This is a genomic window from Streptomyces rishiriensis (assembly GCF_030815485.1).
Classification (GTDB): domain Bacteria; phylum Actinomycetota; class Actinomycetes; order Streptomycetales; family Streptomycetaceae; genus Streptomyces; species Streptomyces rishiriensis_A.
Map to the genome: position 1 here is coordinate 5,954,458 of NZ_JAUSWV010000002.1, position 17,300 is coordinate 5,971,757.

The following is a 17,300-nucleotide window of genomic DNA, read 5'->3' on the forward strand; positions in this document are numbered from 1 at the left end:
ACCGAGACCCCGAGCCTTCCCTTCCGCCCGCCGTCATACGGTGGGACGCAACACCTGCACCCAAGGAGAGAACCCAAAGTGGCCGAGCTGTTCTACGACGCCGACGCCGACCTGTCCATCATCCAGGGCCGCAAGGTCGCGGTCATCGGATACGGCAGCCAGGGCCACGCCCACGCCCTGTCGCTGCGTGACTCCGGTGTCGACGTCCGGGTCGGTCTGCACGAGGGCTCCAAGTCCAAGGCCAAGGCCGAGGAGCAGGGCCTGCGCGTGGTGACCCCGGCCGAGGCCGCCGCCGAGGCCGACGTCATCATGATCCTCATCCCGGACCCGATCCAGGCCCAGGTCTACGAGGAGTCCATCGCCCCGAACCTGAAGGACGGCGACGCGCTGTTCTTCGCCCACGGCTTCAACGTGCGCTTCGGCTTCATCAAGGCCCCGGCCGGTGTCGACGTCGCCCTGGTCGCCCCGAAGGGCCCGGGCCACCTCGTGCGCCGCCAGTACGAGGAGGGCCGCGGCGTCCCCGCGATCGCCGCCGTCGAGCAGGACGCGACCGGCAACGCCTTCGCGCTGGCCCTGTCGTACGCCAAGGGCATCGGCGGCACCCGCGCCGGCGTCATCAAGACGACCTTCACCGAGGAGACCGAGACCGACCTGTTCGGTGAGCAGGCCGTTCTCTGCGGTGGCACCTCCGCGCTGGTCAAGGCGGGCTTCGAGACCCTGGTCGAGGCCGGCTACCAGCCGGAGATCGCCTACTTCGAGTGCCTGCACGAGCTGAAGCTCATCGTGGACCTCATGTACGAGGGCGGCCTGGAGAAGATGCGCTGGAGCGTCTCCGAGACCGCCGAGTGGGGCGACTACATCACCGGCCCGCGCATCATCACCGACGCCACCAAGGCCGAGATGAAGCAGGTCCTCGCCGAGATCCAGGACGGCACCTTCGCCCAGAACTGGATGGACGAGTACCACGGCGGTCTGAAGAAGTACAACGAGTACAAGGACGCGGACTCCGAGCACCTGCTGGAGACCACCGGCAAGCAGCTGCGCAAGCTGATGAGCTGGGTGAACGAAGAGGCGTAAGGCCTCGGGAGAAGGGGCCGGAGCGGATCGCTCCGGCCCCGTTGTCCATCCCGTCCAACCACGGACGGGTGATCCTTCCGCGGAGGCGTGAGGCGACCTCCGGCGCAGCACTACACTGCTGCACTAATACGCGTCAGGCCCACAGCGTCGTGCGTCTTCCACGCGGCTAGCCCCTCCTCCGCATGCGGCCGTCGGGACGGCCGTCCGCACGCTTTGGACTTGTGAGGACTCACGTGAGCTCGAAACCTGTCGTACTCATCGCTGAAGAGCTGTCGCCCGCGACTGTGGACGCGCTTGGCCCGGACTTCGACATCCGGCACTGCAACGGAGCTGATCGAGCCGAACTGCTCCCGGCCATCGCCGACGTCGACGCGATCCTGATCCGCTCGGCCACCAAGGTGGACGCCGAGGCGATCGCCGCCGCGAAGAAACTGAAGGTCGTCGCACGAGCCGGCGTCGGCCTGGACAACGTCGACGTTCCCGCCGCCACCAAGGCCGGCGTGATGGTCGTCAACGCCCCCACCTCCAACATCGTCACCGCGGCCGAACTGGCCTGCGGTCTGCTGCTGGCCACCGCCCGCCACATCCCGCAGGCCAACGCCGCGCTGAAGAACGGCGAGTGGAAGCGCAGCAAGTACACGGGCGTCGAGCTGGCCGAGAAGACCCTCGGCGTCGTCGGGCTGGGCCGCATCGGCGCGCTCGTCGCGCAGCGCATGTCCGGCTTCGGCATGAAGATCGTCGCGTACGACCCCTACATCCAGCCCGCGCGCGCCGCGCAGATGGGCGTGAAGGTCCTGTCGCTGGACGAGCTGCTCGAGGTCTCCGACTTCATCACCGTCCACCTGCCCAAGACCCCCGAGACGGTCGGTCTGATCGGCGACGAGGCGCTGCGCAAGGTCAAGCCGAGCGTGCGCATCGTCAACGCCGCGCGGGGCGGGATCGTCGACGAGGAGGCGCTGTACTCGGCGCTGAAGGAGGGCCGGGTCGCCGGCGCCGGCCTCGACGTGTACGCGAAGGAGCCCTGCACGGACTCCCCGCTGTTCGAGTTCGACCAGGTCGTGGCCACCCCGCACCTCGGCGCCTCGACCGACGAGGCCCAGGAGAAGGCCGGTATCGCGGTCGCGCGTTCCGTGCGGCTCGCCCTCGCCGGTGAGCTGGTGCCGGACGCGGTGAACGTCCAGGGCGGTGTCATCGCCGAGGACGTCAAGCCCGGCCTGCCGCTCGCCGAGCGCCTCGGCCGGATCTTCACCGCGCTCGCCGGCGAGGTCGCGGTCCGCCTCGACGTCGAGGTGTACGGCGAGATCACCCAGCACGACGTGAAGGTGCTGGAGCTGTCGGCCCTCAAGGGCGTCTTCGAGGACGTCGTCGACGAGACCGTCAGTTACGTCAACGCCCCGCTGTTCGCGCAGGAGCGCGGCGTCGAGGTGCGGCTGACCACCAGCTCCGAGTCGGCCGACCACCGTAACGTCGTCACCGTGCGCGGCACGCTCTCGGACGGCGAGGAGGTGTCGGTCTCCGGCACGCTGGCCGGCCCGAAGCACCTCCAGAAGATCGTCGCGGTCGGCGAGTACGACGTCGACCTCGCGCTCGCCGACCACATGGTCGTCCTCAAGTACGAGGACCGTCCGGGTGTCGTCGGGACCGTGGGCCGGGTCTTCGGCGAGGCGGGGATCAACATCGCCGGCATGCAGGTCGCCCGTGCGGCCGCGGGCGGCGAGGCGCTGGCCGTGCTGACCGTCGACGACACGGTGCCCGCGGGCGTGCTGGCGGAGGTCGCCACGGAGATCGGCGCGACGTCCGCGCGTGCGGTGAACCTCGTCTGAGGTCGTCGCACGTACCGGGGGCTGCCGCCCCCGGGCCCCGCTTCGGCCCGATCGGCCTCGTCCTCGATCGCCGGACGGGCCGGATCCGCTGAACGTGGCGGGAGAACAGGAGCCGGGCGGGCTGGTGTGATCCAGCCCGCCCGGCTTTTCTTGCTGTTGTCACTTCTTGTCGTCGACCGGGACCCGCCGCAGCGTGACCGAAGCCGCTGCCGCCGCTGCGGCGAGGAGCAGCGCCCCGGCGATCGCCGCGCCCTGCATGCCGCTGGTGAACGCCTCGCGCGCCGTCGTCGCCAGGGCGTCTCCCGTGCGCCCCGGGAGACGACCCGCCACCGCCAGGGCGCCGCCGAGGGTCTCGCGGGCCTCGGCCGGGGCCGTGGCCGGGATGTCGTGGCGGTAGATCGCCGTGCCGATGGAGCCGAGGACGGCCATGCCGAGGGCGCCGCCGAACTCGGTGCCGGTCTCCAGCAGGGCGGACGCGGACCCCGCTCGTTCGACCGGGGCCGCGCCCATCGCCAGGTCCGTCATCTGGGACAGCACCATGACGATCCCGCCGGCCAGGACCGCGCAGGCGGTCAGCACGAGCCACATCGAGTCCGTGCCGGCGAGGGCCAGCAGCGCGTAGCCGCTCGCTCCGATCGCGAACCCGGCCGTGACGACGGAGGCGCGGTGGACGCCCTGGTGGACCAGGGCGGTCGCGACCGGGGCGGCCATGCCGATCGGGACCGAGGGGAGCAGGGCCCACAGGGCGGCTTCCAACGCGCTCTTGCCCAGGACCGACTGGAGGTACTGGGTGGTGAAGAACGCCGAGCCCAGCATGCCGAAGGCGGAGACCAGGTTGAGGGCGAGGGCGGGGGCGAAACCGGGGCCGCGGAACAGGGCCGGGGAGATCATCGGGGACGCCGTGGTGCGCTGGCGGTGGACGAAGACGGCCGCGAAGAGCAGACCGACGGTGACCGAGACGACGTACTCCGCGTGCCAGCCCTCGGACGGGATCTCCTTCAGGCCGTAGATCACGGGCAGCACGGCGGCCATCGACAGGGGGACGCTCGGCCAGTCGAAGCGGCCGGGGGCGGGGTCGCGGGACTCCGGCAGCAGGACCGGGCCGAGGACGAGCAGCAGGACCATCGCGGGCAGGTTGACCAGGAAGACCGAGCCCCACCAGAAGTACTGGACCAGCAGGCCGCTCATCACCGAGCCGAGCGCGATGCCGGCCGTCATCACCGCGGACCACATGCCGATCGCCTTCGCGCGCTGGGCCGGGTCGGCGAACATCGTGCGGATCAGGGCCATCGTGGAGGGCATCAGGGTCGCGCCGCCGATGCCGAGGACCGCGCGGGCCGCGATCAGGGTCTCGGCGCTGTTCGCGTACGCCGCGATCAGGGAGGCGGCGCCGAAGGCCGCGGCGCCGATCAGCAGCAGCCTGCGGCGGCCGATGCGGTCGCCGAGCGAGCCCATCGTCATCAGCAGGGCCGCCAGGACGAAGGCGTAGATGTCGAAGATCCACAGTTGCTGGGTGCCGGTCGGCTCCAGGTCCGAGCTGATCGCCGGGATCGCGAAGTAGAGGACCGAGACGTCCATCGAGACCAGCAGCAGCGGAAGCATCAGTACGCCCAGCGCGGTCCATTCGCGGCGGCCGGCCCGGGCGGCCGGTGGTTCGCTGCTGCTCGTCGGGTGCGTCGTGTTCGTCATGACGGCGACTGTACGAGCGTATTAAACACTTGTCTAGAACGAATGTATAAGTCATCCGTATAGGACGACTGTATGGATCGGGGTAGGGTGGCGGCATGGGACACCGTGAGGATCTGCTCGAAGGCGCCAAGCGCTGCCTGCTGGAGAAGGGGTTCCTGCGTACGACCGCGCGGGACGTCGTCAAGGAGTCGGGGACCAACCTCGCGTCCATCGGCTATCACTACGGCTCGAAGGACGCGCTGCTGGTGAAGGCGTACGTCTCGTTGATCGAGGGCGCCGGCGACGACTTCGACCCGGGCTGGGGCGCGGGGGGCGAGGTGACCGCGCCCGCCGGGTCGCTGGAACGCTTCCAGGAGGTATGGGCGAGCATCATCGGCTCGGTGCCGCGGACGCGGGCCATCTGGCTGCTGAGCTTCGAACTCATCGTCCAGGGCGACCGGCTCCCCGAGGTGCGCAAGCTGCTGGCCGCGGCGCAGGAGGAGGGCCGGTCGGGGATCGTGCCCATGTTCAACGGGGTCCCGGAGGATCAGCTCGACAAGGAGACCGTGGACACGGAGGGCCGCTTCTACCAGACCCTTCTCAACGGGCTCATGGTCCAGTGGCTCTTCGACCCGGACTCGGCGACCGACGCGGCACAGCTCACCGAAGGACTGCGCCGGGTGATCGCGGGCGCCGCGAAGAGCTGACCCGGCCGGGGTCGTCCCGGCCCGGAGTGGCGCCTAGGGCAGCCGGGCCGCCTTCAGGGTCATGTGCAGGAGCAGCCGGTCCTCGCCGTCGTCGAGGTCCAGGCCGGTGAGTTGTTCCACCCGGGACAGCCGGTAGTAGAGGGTCTGCCGGTGGATGCCCAACTCGGCCGCCGTGCGGCCGGCTTGGCCCGCGCGGTCGAGGTACACCTCGGCCGTACGGGCGAGTTCGTGGTGGGCGTGCTCCAACAGGGTCCGTACGGCGGGGTCCTGGGCGCTCTCCCGGGGCAGGGCGGTCAGAAGCCGGTAGGGGCCGATGGACGCCCACCGGGCGACCGGGCCGAGGCCGGGTTCGGCCAGGGCCGCCCGCGCCGACGCCGACGCCTCCTGCCAGGCGCTGCCGAGTTCCGCGAGGCCGAGCCGCCCGGCCGCCACGCCCGCGGCGGACTCCCTCGCCCGCTCCAGCAGCCGGGCCGCCGCCGACGTCGCCGGGGTGAGGGTGTCCGTGGAGCGCAGGCGGACCAGCAGGGCCAGGGACTGGGAATCCGCCTGTGCGTCGAGGGGGTGGGAGGGGCCCCCGCCCCACGGGACCGTGCACAGTGCCGTCGCCCCCGGGAGCGTACGCAGCGAAGGCGCGTCGTCCGGGTCGGCGGACGGCCAGGGCGTCACGCACACCACCGTGTGCGGGCCGTCCGCGCGGGCGCCGAGCGCGATGCGCAACTCCGCCACCGCCATGTCCCGCTGCCAGTCGGCCTGCGCGGTCAGCACCGCCCGCAGCTCCCGCGTGAGGTCCGCCCCGTGCTGGGCCTCGTCGGCTAGCAGGGCGCCGATCCGGCCGGTCACCTCCATCGCGGCCGCCAGCTGGGCGTCCGAGGGCCCGGGGTCGTCGTCGAGCAGCCAGACGTAGCCGAGGACGACCCCCCGGTGCCGTGCGGGGAGGCAGACGCGCCCCCGGTGCACCCCGGCCTCCGGGGTCGGCGGGATCCGCACCGGGCCGGTCGCGCGGGTGATGCCGAAGCCCTCGAACCAGGTGCGGACGGCGGCTGTGGAGCGCCGGGTCAGGATCGAGCGGGTGCGCACCGGATCCAGCGTCGACGCGTCCAGCTCGTCCTCGCTGTCGTAGGCGCCGAAGGCGATCAGCTCGAAGTCCCGGTTCTCCAGGGTCGCGGGAGCGCCGAGCAGCTCGGAGATCTCGTCGACCAGCTCCTGGTAGTCGCCCGCGTGGCTGAACGATGGCGCATCGGCTGTCACCCGGACATTCTCCCGCATGCCCGCCTCTCCTTCATACATCTGTCTGAGATCCGCGGCACGGATGCGTGACAGCTGTCGATGGCCCACGATCGGAGGGATCCTTAGGTTTCACGGTGGTTCTCCGTGCCGTTCCCCGATCGTCGGGAAACGGCCTCGTATGGGTTGGTATGTGGAGGTGCCCCGTGCTGGGTCCCGTGATTCTCGCCGCTTCGCGCAGCGACCGGATGCGACGCCTTATCTCGGCGGCCCCGGTGACGAAGCAGGTCGTGGACCGCTTCATCCCCGGTGAGACGGTCGACGACATCGTCCCGATCGTCGAGCGGCTCACCGCGGACGGGCTGGAGCTGACGATGGACGTCGTCGGCGAGGACATCACCACCCCCGAGCAGGCCGCCGCCGCCCGGGACGCCTACCTGGCGCTGATCGACCGGCTCGAGCAGCTGGCACTCGGCGAGCGGGTGGAGATGTCCGTCAAGCTGTCGATGTTCGGTCAAGCGCTGGACGGCGGCCACGAGCTGGCCCTGGCCAACGTGCGTCCGGTCGTCGAGGCCGCCGCGGCCATCGGCACCACCGTCACCCTCGACGCCGAGGACCACACCACCCTCGACTCGATGTTCGCCATCCACGAGGAGCTGCGGAAGGACTTCCCGCAGACCGGCTGTGTCATCCAGGCCTACCTGTTCCGTACCGAGGCCGACGCCCGCCGGCTCGCCGCGAGCGGCAGCCGGGTGCGGCTCGTGAAGGGCGCGTACAAGGAGCCCGCCGAGGTCGCCCACCAGCAGAAGCACGAGATCGACAAGGCGTACGTCCGGATCCTGCGCACGCTGATGGAGGGAGAGGGGTACCCGATGATCGGGTCCCACGACCCGCGCCTCATCTCGATCGCGCAGGAGCTCGCCCGCAAGGCAGGGCGCAAGCTGGACGAGTACGAGTTCCAGATGCTGTACGGCATCCGCGGCGACGAGCACCTGCGGCTGGCGGCCGAAGGCCACCGCATGCGCGTCTACACCGCCTACGGCACCGACTGGTACGGCTACTTCATGCGCCGTCTCGCGGAGAAGCCGGCCAACCTGCGGTTCTTCGCCCGCAGCATGCTCACCCGGGGCTGAGGGACGCAGCGGGCGCAGCGGCTTCTCGGCCAGGACCCGGGGCGCCCCCGGCCGGGCACAGCATGCGACGCCCCGCGGAGAACCCCGCCGACCCGCGGTTCCTCGTCCGCTCGACGACCAGGACGATCAACAAGGGCCGAGCCCGACCCCTCGCTCGGAACACCCGCTCAGAAGGAGTAACGGAAGACATGGACGCGGTAACCCAGGTCCCCACCCCCGTCAACGAGCCGGTGCACGGCTACGCCCCCGGCTCGCCGGAGCGCGCCCGGCTGGAGGCCAAGCTCAAGGAACTGGCCGACAACCCGATCGACCTGCCCTGCACCATCGGCGGCGAGCAGCGGATGGGCGGCGGCGCGCGGTTCGACGTCGTGCAGCCGCACAACCACAAGGCCCGCCTCGGCACCTACGCCAACGCCACGCGGCAGGACGCGCAGGACGCCATCGACGCGGCCCTCGCCGCCGCGCCCGCCTGGCGCGCGATGTCCTTCGACGACCGTGCCGCCATCATCCTGCGCGCCGCCGAACTGCTCGCCGGCCCCTGGCGCGAGACGCTCGCCGCCTCCACCATGCTCGGCCAGTCGAAGACCGCCCAGCAGGCGGAGATCGACTGTCCCTGCGAGCTGGTCGACTTCTGGCGCTTCAACGTGGCCTACGCCCGTCAGATCCTGGCCGAGCAGCCCCCGGCGAACTCCCCGGGCGTCTGGAACCGCCTCGACCACCGTCCGCTCGAGGGCTTCGTCTACGCGATCACGCCGTTCAACTTCACCGCCATCGCGGGCAACCTGCCGACCGCGCCCGCGCTGATGGGCAACGTGGTGGTGTGGAAGCCGTCCCCGACGCAGACCCACGCCGCCGTGCTGCTCATGCGGCTGCTGGAGGAGGCCGGTCTGCCCAAGGGCGTCATCAACCTGGTCACCGGCGACGGTCTCGAGGTCTCCGAGGTGGCGCTGACCCACCGCGACCTCGCGGGCATCCACTTCACCGGGTCGACGAAGACCTTCCAGTACCTGTGGAAGACGGTCGGCGCCAACATCGAGAAGTACCGTTCCTACCCGCGTCTGGTCGGCGAGACCGGCGGCAAGGACTTCGTCGTCGCCCACCCGAGCGCGGACCGCGCGGTGCTGAAGACGGCGCTCACCCGTGGCGCCTTCGAGTACCAGGGCCAGAAGTGCAGCGCGACCTCCCGGGCCTACATCCCGGCGTCGATCTGGAACTCCGGTTTCAAGGAGGAGTTCGGCGGCCGAGGTCGACTACCTCACCATGGGTGACGTCACGGACCTCTCCAACTTCGTCGGCGCCGTCATCGACGAGCGTTCGTTCGCCAAGAACAAGGCGGCGATCGACCGGGCGAAGGCGGACCCCACCTGCACCATCGTCGCGGGCGGCTCCTACGACGACTCGGTCGGCTACTTCGTCCGCCCGACCGTCGTCGAGTGCACCGACCCGGAGAACGAGGTCTTCACGACCGAGTACTTCGGCCCCTTCCTCGCCGTGCACGTGTACGACGACAGCTCGGCCGAGGCGTACGACGAGATGCTGACGCAGATGGAGTCGGTGTCCGACTACGCGCTGACGGGCTCGGTCATCTCGGGCGACCGCGCGGCAGCCGCGTACACGATGGAGAAGCTGCGCTACGCGGCCGGCAACTTCTACATCAACGACAAGTCGACCGGCGCCGTCGTCGGCCAGCAGCCCTTCGGCGGCGGTCGCGCCTCCGGCACCAACGACAAGGCCGGCGCCCCGCAGAACCTGATGCGCTGGACCCTGACCCGCGCGATCAAGGAGACGCTGGTCGCGCCGACCGACTACGCGTACCCGCACATGGGCTGACGCGCCGGCGTACGACGCGGGAAGGGGCCGGGCGATCGCCCGGCCCCTTCCCGCTGTTCCGTCAGCGGGTGCGGGTGCGTCCGAGGAAGTCCCTGATCAGCGCCGCGATCTGGTCCGCGTGCGTCTCCAGGGCGAAGTGGCCGGTGGGCAGCAGGTGCACCTCCGCCCGGGGCAGGTCGCGGCGGAAGGCGAGCGCGCCGGCCGGGACGAAGATCTCGTCGCCCGCGCCCCAGACCGCCAGCAGCGGGACCTGACTGGTGCGGAAGTACTCCTGGAAGGCCGGGTAGAGGGCGAAGTTGGAACCGTAGTCGGAGATCAGGTCGAGCTGGATCTCCGGCTGACCGGGCCGGGCCATGAGGGCCGCGTCGTGCTCGTAGGCGTCGGGGCTCACGAGCTCCTGCTGCTCCGGCGGAACCCCGTGCAGGTACTGCCACCTGATCCCGTCCGGGCCGCTGATCTCCCGCACCGGCGCCTCGGTCCCGGGGGTCCGCTCCGCGATCAGCGCCAGCACCGGAGCCCAGGCCTCGGCCCCGAGTCCCTCCTCGTAGGCGTTGCCGTTCTGCGTGACGATCGCGGTCACCCGGTCGGGATGGGCGAGGGCGAGGCGCAGGCCGATGGGGGAGCCGTAGTCCTGGATGTAGAGCGCGAACTCCTTCAGACCGAGCTGCTCGGTGAACTCGGTGGTGACGGCCGCCAGTTCGTCGAAGGTGTACCGGAAGTCGGCGGGCGCCGCCGACCGGCCGAAGCCGATGTGGTCGGGGGCGATGACGCGATGGCTGTCGGCGAGGAGCGGGATCAGGTCGCGGAACATGTGGGAGCTGCTCGGGAAGCCGTGCAGCAGCAGCAGGACCGGCGCGTCGGCCGGGCCCGCCTCCCGGTAGTACACCTCGTGGCCGCGGACGGTGGTGGTGCGATGACGGACCTGGCGGTGGGCGTGGAGGGTCATGGCATGAGTGCACCACGCGATCACCTAACCGGTCAAGAAGATTTTAGAGGTTAGATGGTCGGCATGCCGGGATCTCGCCCGCGTTCCCCGCCGCGGTGCCGGCGGGCGCCGCCCGCCCCCTGCCGTGCACACCGGATTCCCCGACCGGCTGCGTCGCCCCGGCGGGGTCCTGGCGATGCACCCGGCCCGGACCGAGGCCGTCACCGCTCCCGCGGCGCGCCGATCGCCGCCCCGAGGTGTGCGCCGCCCACGTGGCCGGCCAGGGCGTCCGGGAGCGCGGGTCGACCGCGGACGGGGGTTGAGGACGACCGGGAAGCCGCAGGTCGGTGCCGGGTGGGCGGAGGTGCCGTCTCAGATAGTAGGAAGTCCGAGTAATTGTGGAGACAGGCGCGTGCTCCTCCCTTAGCGTTGTAGGAGCCGAACGTCTCGCTCGACCAAGCGAAGGGCGGTCGTGAGCCGGGCCCCGTGCAGGCAATCCCTGCGGCCCGCTCCCCGCCCCATCCGGCGTCTCGAAACCCCCTTGCCGTTCCCCGGAATTCGAAGGAGTCGATTTCCCATGGCCGAGACGACCGTCCGCCGCCGAGTCCGTCACATCTCCCGCACGAGCGAGTCCGACCGCAAGAACGCCGCCGCGGCGCTCCAGCGCGCCCTCGACCGCCGTGACAACGGCGGCGAGACCGGCCACTGAGCCGAGCCGCCCCGCAGTCCGGGAGCCGCACCCGCACGGGGTGCGGCGCGGGCCCCGAACGGGACTTCGGATCCGCGTCGCACCCCGACCCGTCACGACGCCTCGGCTCCGCGCCACCCTGTCCGCACCGCGACTTCTCTGTCCGCATCGCGGACAGTCCATGTCATCCCATGGGACGAGGAGTACGGTTCCCGTATGTCTCGCAGCCTCAATCTCGCAGTGATTCCCGGTGACGGCATCGGCCAGGAGGTCGTGGCCGAAGGTCTCAAGGTCCTCTCCGCCGTCCTCCCGCAGGATGTGAAGCTGGAGACCGAGGAGTACGACTTCGGCGCCCGGCGCTACCACGCCACCGGTGAGACGCTCACCGACGCGGACGTCGAGGCGCTCAAGCGGCACGACGCCATCCTGCTCGGCGCGATCGGCGACCCGAGCGTCCCCTCCGGCGTCCTGGAGCGGGGTTTCCTGCTCAAGCTGCGCTTCCTCTTCGACCACCACGTCAACCTGCGTCCGTCGAAGCTCCTCCCGGGGGTCGCCACCCCGCTGGCCGGCCAGCCCGAGATCGACTTCGTCGTGGTCCGCGAGGGCACCGAGGGCCCGTACACCGGCAACGGCGGCACGATCCGCAAGGGCACTCCGCACGAGGTCGCCACCGAGGTCTCCGTGAACACGGCCTTCGGGGTCGAGCGCGTGGTCCGGGACGCCTTCGCGCGCGCCCAGGCCCGCCCCCGCAAGAAGCTCACGCTGGTCCACAAGAACAACGTGCTGGCCTTCGCCGGTCACCTCTGGACGAACGTCTTCAACCGGGTGGCCCAGGAGTTCCCCGACGTCACCACGGACTACATCCACGTGGACGCGGCGACGATCTACCTCGTCACCGATCCCGCGCGCTTCGACGTCATCGTCACGGACAACCTCTTCGGCGACATCATCACCGACCTCGCCGCGGCCGTCTCCGGCGGGATCGGCGTCGCCGCGAGCGGGAACATCAACCCGTCCGGCGAGTTCCCGTCCATGTTCGAGCCGGTGCACGGCTCGGCCCCGGACATCGCCGGCCAGGGCAAGGCGGACCCCACCGCCACCGTCCTGTCCGTCGCGCTGCTCCTGCGCCACCTCGGCTACGACGCCGAGGCGGTCCGCATCGAGGACGCCGTCTCCGTCGACCTGGAGGAGCGCGGCTCGCTGCCCGCGCGCAGCACCTCCGAGATCGGTGACGCGCTCGCCGTACGAGTAGCCGGCTGACCCCGCGCTGCGCGAAACCTCTCGAAGCCGCCGGGTCGCATCAGCACCCGGCGGCTTCCGCATGTCCCCCGCCGGGTGCCACCATCAACCCTGGGTCGCATTCCCGCCGTTTTGGCCCTCGTCCGCCGCTTGCGATAATCGAACGTGGAGCCGCGGTATGAGGGAATGCTCGGACGTCCTAGCACCGGCCACTGGCCGTACGGGCGTGAGCGCGGCCCCGTCACTACAACCGGTGAAGGACAACCACTCATGACGACGCCCACGATCGAGCTCAAGCCCTCCGCCAGTCCCACCTCCGCCGCCGAGCGGCAGGCGATCCTGGCGAACCCCGGGTTCGGCCGCCACTTCACCGACCACATGGTGACGATCAAGTGGACCGAGGGCCGCGGCTGGCACGACGGTCAGCTCGTTCCGTACGCGCCGATCCCGCTCGACCCGGCCACCAACGTCCTGCACTACGCGCAGGAGATCTTCGAGGGCCTGAAGGCGTACCGCCGCCCCGACGGCTCGGTCGCCACCTTCCGCCCGGACCAGAACGCCAAGCGCTTCCAGCGTTCCGCCCGTCGTCTGGCCATGCCCGAGCTGCCGGTCGAGACGTTCATCGAGGCGTGCGACGCGCTCGTCGGCCAGGACAAGGACTGGGTGCCCGCGCACGGCGGTGAGGAGTCCCTCTACCTGCGGCCGTTCATGATCGCGACCGAGGTCGGCCTGGGCGTGAAGCCGGCCAACGAGTACCTGTTCCTGGTCATCGCCTCGCCGGCCGGCGCCTACTTCCCGGGGGGCGTCAAGCCCGTCTCCATCTGGGTCTCCGAGGAGCACGTGCGTGCCGTTCCCGGTGGCATGGGCGACGCCAAGACGGGCGGCAACTACGCCGCGTCCCTGCTCGCCCAGGCCGAGGCCGCCGCCCAGGGGTGCGCCCAGGTCTGCTACCTCGACGCGGTCGAGCGCAAGTGGGTCGAGGAACTCGGCGGGATGAACCTGTACTTCGTGTACGACGACAAGATCATCACGCCCTCGCTGACGGGCTCCATCCTGGAGGGCGTCACCCGTGACAGCCTCCTCACCGTCGCGCGCGACCTCGGCTACCGGGCCGAGGAGGGCCGGGTCTCCGTCGAGCAGTGGCAGCGCGACTCCGAGAGCGGCGCCCTCAAGGAGGTCTTCGCCTGCGGCACCGCCGCCGTGATCACCCCGGTCGGCACGGTCAAGCGCACCGCCGGCGAATGGCGGCAGTCGGGCGGCGAGCCCGGCGAGGTCACCCTCGAGCTCCGCCGGGCCCTGCTGGACATCCAGCGCGGCACGGCCGAGGACAAGCACGGCTGGATGCACGAGCTGGGCTAGTCGCCCCTCTTCGCCAGGGCCACCCCGTCAGGGCCACCCCGCCAGGGCCTGCCCCGTCGGGACCACTCGTCAGGGCCACCCCGTCCGGGGTGGCCCTTCGGCGTTCCCGGAGCTCCGCCCAAGTTAGAGCAGTACTCAAAAGTCGCTCGCCAGGGCTACTGATCATGCACTAAACGGTTTAGAGTGCTGCTCAAAGAAAGCGAGAGTAACGTGCGACTCACCCCCACCGAACGGGACCGCCTCCTGCTCTTCGGCGCGGCGGAGCTGGCCCGGGCGAGAAGGGCCCGCGGGCTCAGGCTGAACGTCCCCGAGGCGACCGCGCTCATCGCGGACACGGTGTGCGAGGCCGCCCGTGACGGCGCCCGGCTCGCCGCGGCGATCGAACGCGCCCGGTCGGTCCTCGGCCCGGACGACGTGCTGCCGGGCGTCGCGGACGTCGTCACCGAGGTGCACGTCGAGGCCGTCTTCGACGACGGCACGCGTCTCGCGGTGGTCGGCGATCCGATCGCCGGCGGCACGCTCGGGGACCGGGCGCCGGGGGCCCTGCTGCCGGGGCCCGAGCACGCCGAGCCCGAGGCGGCCGTGCGGCTGGCGGTCACGAACACGGCGACCGTGCCCGTCTCCGTCACCTCCCACTTCCACTTCTTCGAGGCCAACCCGCGGCTCGACTTCCTGCGCGAGAAGGCCTACGGGATGCGGCTCGCCGTCCCCGCCGGGTCCTCCGTGCGCTTCGGGCCGGGCGAGAGCAGTGAGGTCGGACTCGTGCCGATCGGCGGCGACCGGGTCGCGATCGGCTTCGCCGGTCTGGTCGACGGGGCGCTCGACGCGCCGGGGGCGAAGGACGAGGCCCTGCGCCGGGCCGCCGCCTGCGGATACCTCGGAGCGGAAGGGGGAGGGGCCCGATGAACCCCTACGAGTACGCCGCCACCCACGGCCCCAGGGCCGGCGACCGGGTACGCCTCGGCGATTCGGGGCTCGTCGTCCGCGTCGAGTCCGACGCCCAGCTGCACGGCGACGAGTTCCTGGCCGGCTTCGGCAAGACCGCGCGGGACGGGCTGCACCTCAAGGCCGCCGCCGTCCGCGAGACCTGTGACGTCGTGATCAGCAACGTCGTCGTGATCGACGCGGTGCAGGGGATCCGGAAGGTGTCGATCGGCATCCGGGAGGGCCGGATCCACGCGATCGGGCGGGCCGGGAACCCCGACACCCTCGACGGCGTGGACGTCGTGGTCGGCACCGGCACGTCCATCGTGTCCGGCGAGGGGCTGATCGCCACCGCGGGCGCCGTCGACACCCACGTCCATCTGCTGTCGCCGCGGATCATGGAGGCCTCGCTCGCCTCCGGAGTGACCACGGTCATCGGGCAGGAGTTCGGGCCCGTGTGGGGCGTCGGCGTCAACTCGCCCTGGGCGCTGCGGCACGCGTTCAACGCCTTCGACGCCTGGCCGGTCAACATCGGCTTCCTCGGCCGGGGTTCGTCCTCGTCCGCCGCCCCCCTGGTGGAGGCCCTCGCCGAGGGCGGCGCCTCGGGCTTCAAGGTGCACGAGGACATGGGCGCCCACACCCGGGCACTGGACACGGCGTTGCGGGTCGCCGAGGAACACGACGTCCAGGTCGCCCTGCACAGCGACGGACTGAACGAGTGCCTGTCGGTCGAGGACACCCTGCGGGTGCTGGAGGGCCGGACCATCCACGCCTTCCACATCGAGGGCTGCGGCGGCGGGCATGTGCCCAACGTGCTGAAGATGGCGGGCGTCGCCAACGTCATCGGCTCCTCCACCAACCCCACCCTCCCCTTCGGCCGGGACGCGGTGGCCGAGCACTACGGCATGATCGTCTCCGTCCACGACCTGAAGACCGACCTGCCCGGCGACGCCGCCATGGCCCGCGACCGGATCCGGGCCGGGACCATGGGCGCCGAGGACGTCCTGCACGACCTGGGCGCGATCGGCATCACCTCGTCCGACGCCCAGGGCATGGGCCGCGCGGGGGAGACGGTCCGCCGTACGTTCGCCATGGCCGGGAAGATGAAGGCCGAGTTCGGCGCCCCGGACGACGGCCACGACAACGAGCGCGTCCTGCGCTACATCGCCAAGCTGACCGTCAACCCGGCCATCGCCCACGGCCTCGCGCACGAGATCGGCTCCATCGAGGTCGGCAAGCTCGCCGACATCGTGCTGTGGCGTCCCGAGTACTTCGGCGCCAAACCGCAGCTGGTGCTCAAGTCGGGCTTCCCGGCCTACGGCGTGGTCGGCGACCCGAACGCGGCCACCGACACCTGCGAACCCCTGGTCCTCGGACCGCAGTTCGGGGCGTACGGGGCCACGCCCGCCGACATCTCGGTCGCCTTCGTCGCCCGGGCCGCCCTCGACCAGGGCGGCGACTCGATGCCGACCCGACGCCGCAGGGTCGCCGTCCGCGGCACCCGCGGCATCGGCCCCGCCGACCTGTGCCGCAACTCCCGTACCGGAGCGGTCGACGTCGACCGGCGCACCGGCCTGGTCACCCTCGACGGCGAGCCGCTGCGCTCCGAGCCCGCCGAGTCCGTCTCCCTCAACCGCCTGTACTTCCTCTGAGGACCGCTGATGTCTGCTGCCGCCGACGGCTTCCGCATGCCCGCCGAGTGGGCCCCGCACGAGCGCACCTGGATGGCGTGGCCGGGCCCCAACCCCACCTTCGACGACCCCGACCACCTGACCGCCTCCCGGGCCGCCTGGGCCTCGGTCGCCCGCGCGGTCCGCCGCTTCGAGCCGGTGACGGTGGTGTGCGGCCCCGGGCAGTCGGCGCACGCCCGCGCCCTCCTCGGTCCGGGCGTCGACACGGTCGAGCGCGAGCTCGACGACGCCTGGATGCGCGACATCGGCCCCACCTTCCTGACCGGTGCGGACGGGCGGCTCGCCGCCGTCGACTGGACGTTCAACGGCTGGGGCGCCCAGGGCTGGGCCCGCTGGGAGCACGACGCGAAGATCGCCGCGTACGTCTCGGACCTCGCGGGGGCACGGACGTACGCCTCGACCCTGGTCAACGAGGGCGGCGCCTTCCATGTCGACGGCGAGGGGACGGTCCTGCTGACGGAGACGGTCCAGCTCGGCCCGGAGCGCAATCCGGGGTGGACGCGCGAGGAGGCCGAGGCGGAGATCCACGCCATGCTCGGCACCCGCAAGGCGATCTGGCTGCCCCGCGGGCTCACCGGCGACTACCCGCCCCACGGCTTCGGCACCCTCGGCCACGTCGACATCGTCGCCGCCTTCGCCCGCCCCGGAGTCGTCGTCGCCCACCACCAGCCCGATCCGGCCCACCCCGACCACGAGGTCACGAAGGAGGTCATCGGACTGCTGAAGGCGCAGACCGACGCGCGCGGCCGCCGTCTGGAGGTCGTCGAGGTCGCCGCCCCGACGGTCCTGGAGGCCGACGGGCGCTGGGCCGACTACTCGTACATCAACCACTACCTCTGCAACGGCGGCGTCGTGCTCTGCGGCTTCGACGATCCGCGCGACGAGCAGGCGGCGGGCGTCTTCCGCCGCCTGTTCCCGGACCGCACGGTCACCCTGGTGGACGCCCGTACGATCTTCTCCGGCGGCGGTGGCATCCACTGCATCACCCAGCAGCAGCCGAGGGTCTGAGACC

Annotated in this window: 13 protein-coding genes and 1 pseudogene; 11 read left to right on the forward strand and 3 right to left on the reverse strand. The window is 71.3% G+C overall.

The window, feature by feature from the left end:
• The first annotated feature begins 78 nt into the window (after positions 1-78).
• Together ilvC and serA are read left to right on the forward strand one after the other, a co-directional pair.
• Positions 79-1,077, forward strand: coding sequence for a ketol-acid reductoisomerase (gene ilvC, locus QF030_RS29110; RefSeq protein WP_020131430.1), 999 nt, complete (start codon positions 79-81; stop codon positions 1,075-1,077).
• A 233-nt stretch (positions 1,078-1,310) separates the two neighbouring features.
• Positions 1,311-2,900, forward strand: a complete 1,590-nt coding sequence (serA, locus tag QF030_RS29115) for a phosphoglycerate dehydrogenase (protein ID WP_307165549.1) — start codon at positions 1,311-1,313, stop codon at positions 2,898-2,900.
• A gap of 159 nt (positions 2,901-3,059) precedes the next feature.
• Here serA and QF030_RS29120 read toward each other — a convergent pair whose 3' ends face one another.
• Positions 3,060-4,589, reverse strand: a complete 1,530-nt coding sequence (locus tag QF030_RS29120; protein ID WP_307165550.1) for an MFS transporter — start codon at positions 4,587-4,589, stop codon at positions 3,060-3,062.
• Between the two features lie 95 nt (positions 4,590-4,684).
• On the opposite strand from QF030_RS29120, the gene QF030_RS29125 reads away from it, so the two are divergent.
• Positions 4,685-5,275 carry a TetR/AcrR family transcriptional regulator gene (locus tag QF030_RS29125; RefSeq protein ID WP_307165551.1) on the forward strand — a complete coding sequence of 197 codons (591 nt, stop codon included), beginning with the start codon at positions 4,685-4,687 and terminating at the stop codon, positions 5,273-5,275.
• 33 nt (positions 5,276-5,308) lie between these two features.
• Here the strand turns inward: QF030_RS29125 and QF030_RS29130 are convergent, their stop codons facing one another.
• Positions 5,309-6,541 carry a PucR family transcriptional regulator gene (locus QF030_RS29130; protein WP_307165552.1) on the reverse strand — a complete coding sequence of 411 codons (1,233 nt, stop codon included), beginning with the start codon at positions 6,539-6,541 and terminating at the stop codon, positions 5,309-5,311.
• A gap of 164 nt (positions 6,542-6,705) precedes the next feature.
• On the opposite strand from QF030_RS29130, the gene QF030_RS29135 reads away from it, so the two are divergent.
• Entirely contained in the window at positions 6,706-7,632 is a 927-nt protein-coding gene (locus tag QF030_RS29135; RefSeq protein ID WP_307165553.1) for a proline dehydrogenase family protein, read from the forward strand.
• A 188-nt stretch (positions 7,633-7,820) separates the two neighbouring features.
• A pseudogene (gene pruA, locus QF030_RS29140) lies at positions 7,821-9,462 on the forward strand (L-glutamate gamma-semialdehyde dehydrogenase).
• A gap of 61 nt (positions 9,463-9,523) precedes the next feature.
• Here the strand turns inward: pruA and QF030_RS29145 are convergent.
• Complete coding sequence (locus QF030_RS29145) at positions 9,524-10,408, reverse strand: alpha/beta fold hydrolase (RefSeq protein WP_307165554.1); 885 nt, start codon at positions 10,406-10,408, stop codon at positions 9,524-9,526.
• Between the two features lie 556 nt (positions 10,409-10,964).
• Here QF030_RS29145 and QF030_RS29150 point away from each other — a divergent pair.
• The 6 genes from QF030_RS29150 to QF030_RS29175 all read left to right on the forward strand — a co-directional run bounded on the left by QF030_RS29150 (position 10,965) and on the right by QF030_RS29175 (position 17,296).
• A complete protein-coding gene (locus QF030_RS29150; protein WP_099935881.1) occupies positions 10,965-11,096 on the forward strand; it encodes a hypothetical protein in 132 nt (43 codons plus the stop codon).
• A 195-nt stretch (positions 11,097-11,291) separates the two neighbouring features.
• Positions 11,292-12,335: a 3-isopropylmalate dehydrogenase gene (locus QF030_RS29155; protein ID WP_307165555.1), complete on the forward strand. Its 1,044-nt coding sequence runs from the start codon at positions 11,292-11,294 to the stop codon at positions 12,333-12,335.
• A gap of 249 nt (positions 12,336-12,584) precedes the next feature.
• On the forward strand, positions 12,585-13,673 hold the full coding sequence (locus tag QF030_RS29160) for a branched-chain amino acid aminotransferase (protein WP_307165556.1): 1,089 nt from the start codon (positions 12,585-12,587) through the stop codon (positions 13,671-13,673).
• 210 nt (positions 13,674-13,883) lie between these two features.
• Entirely contained in the window at positions 13,884-14,579 is a 696-nt protein-coding gene (ureA, locus tag QF030_RS29165) for an urease subunit gamma (protein ID WP_307165557.1), read from the forward strand.
• Positions 14,576-16,249 (forward strand): urease subunit alpha, encoded by a 1,674-nt coding sequence (locus tag QF030_RS29170; RefSeq protein ID WP_307165558.1) that lies wholly within the window; start codon positions 14,576-14,578, stop codon positions 16,247-16,249. The genes ureA and QF030_RS29170 overlap by 4 nt, the downstream gene beginning before the upstream one ends.
• A 9-nt stretch (positions 16,250-16,258) precedes the next feature.
• Positions 16,259-17,296 (forward strand): agmatine deiminase family protein, encoded by a 1,038-nt coding sequence (locus QF030_RS29175; RefSeq protein ID WP_307165559.1) that lies wholly within the window; start codon positions 16,259-16,261, stop codon positions 17,294-17,296.
• Positions 17,297-17,300: the final 4 nt, after the last annotated feature.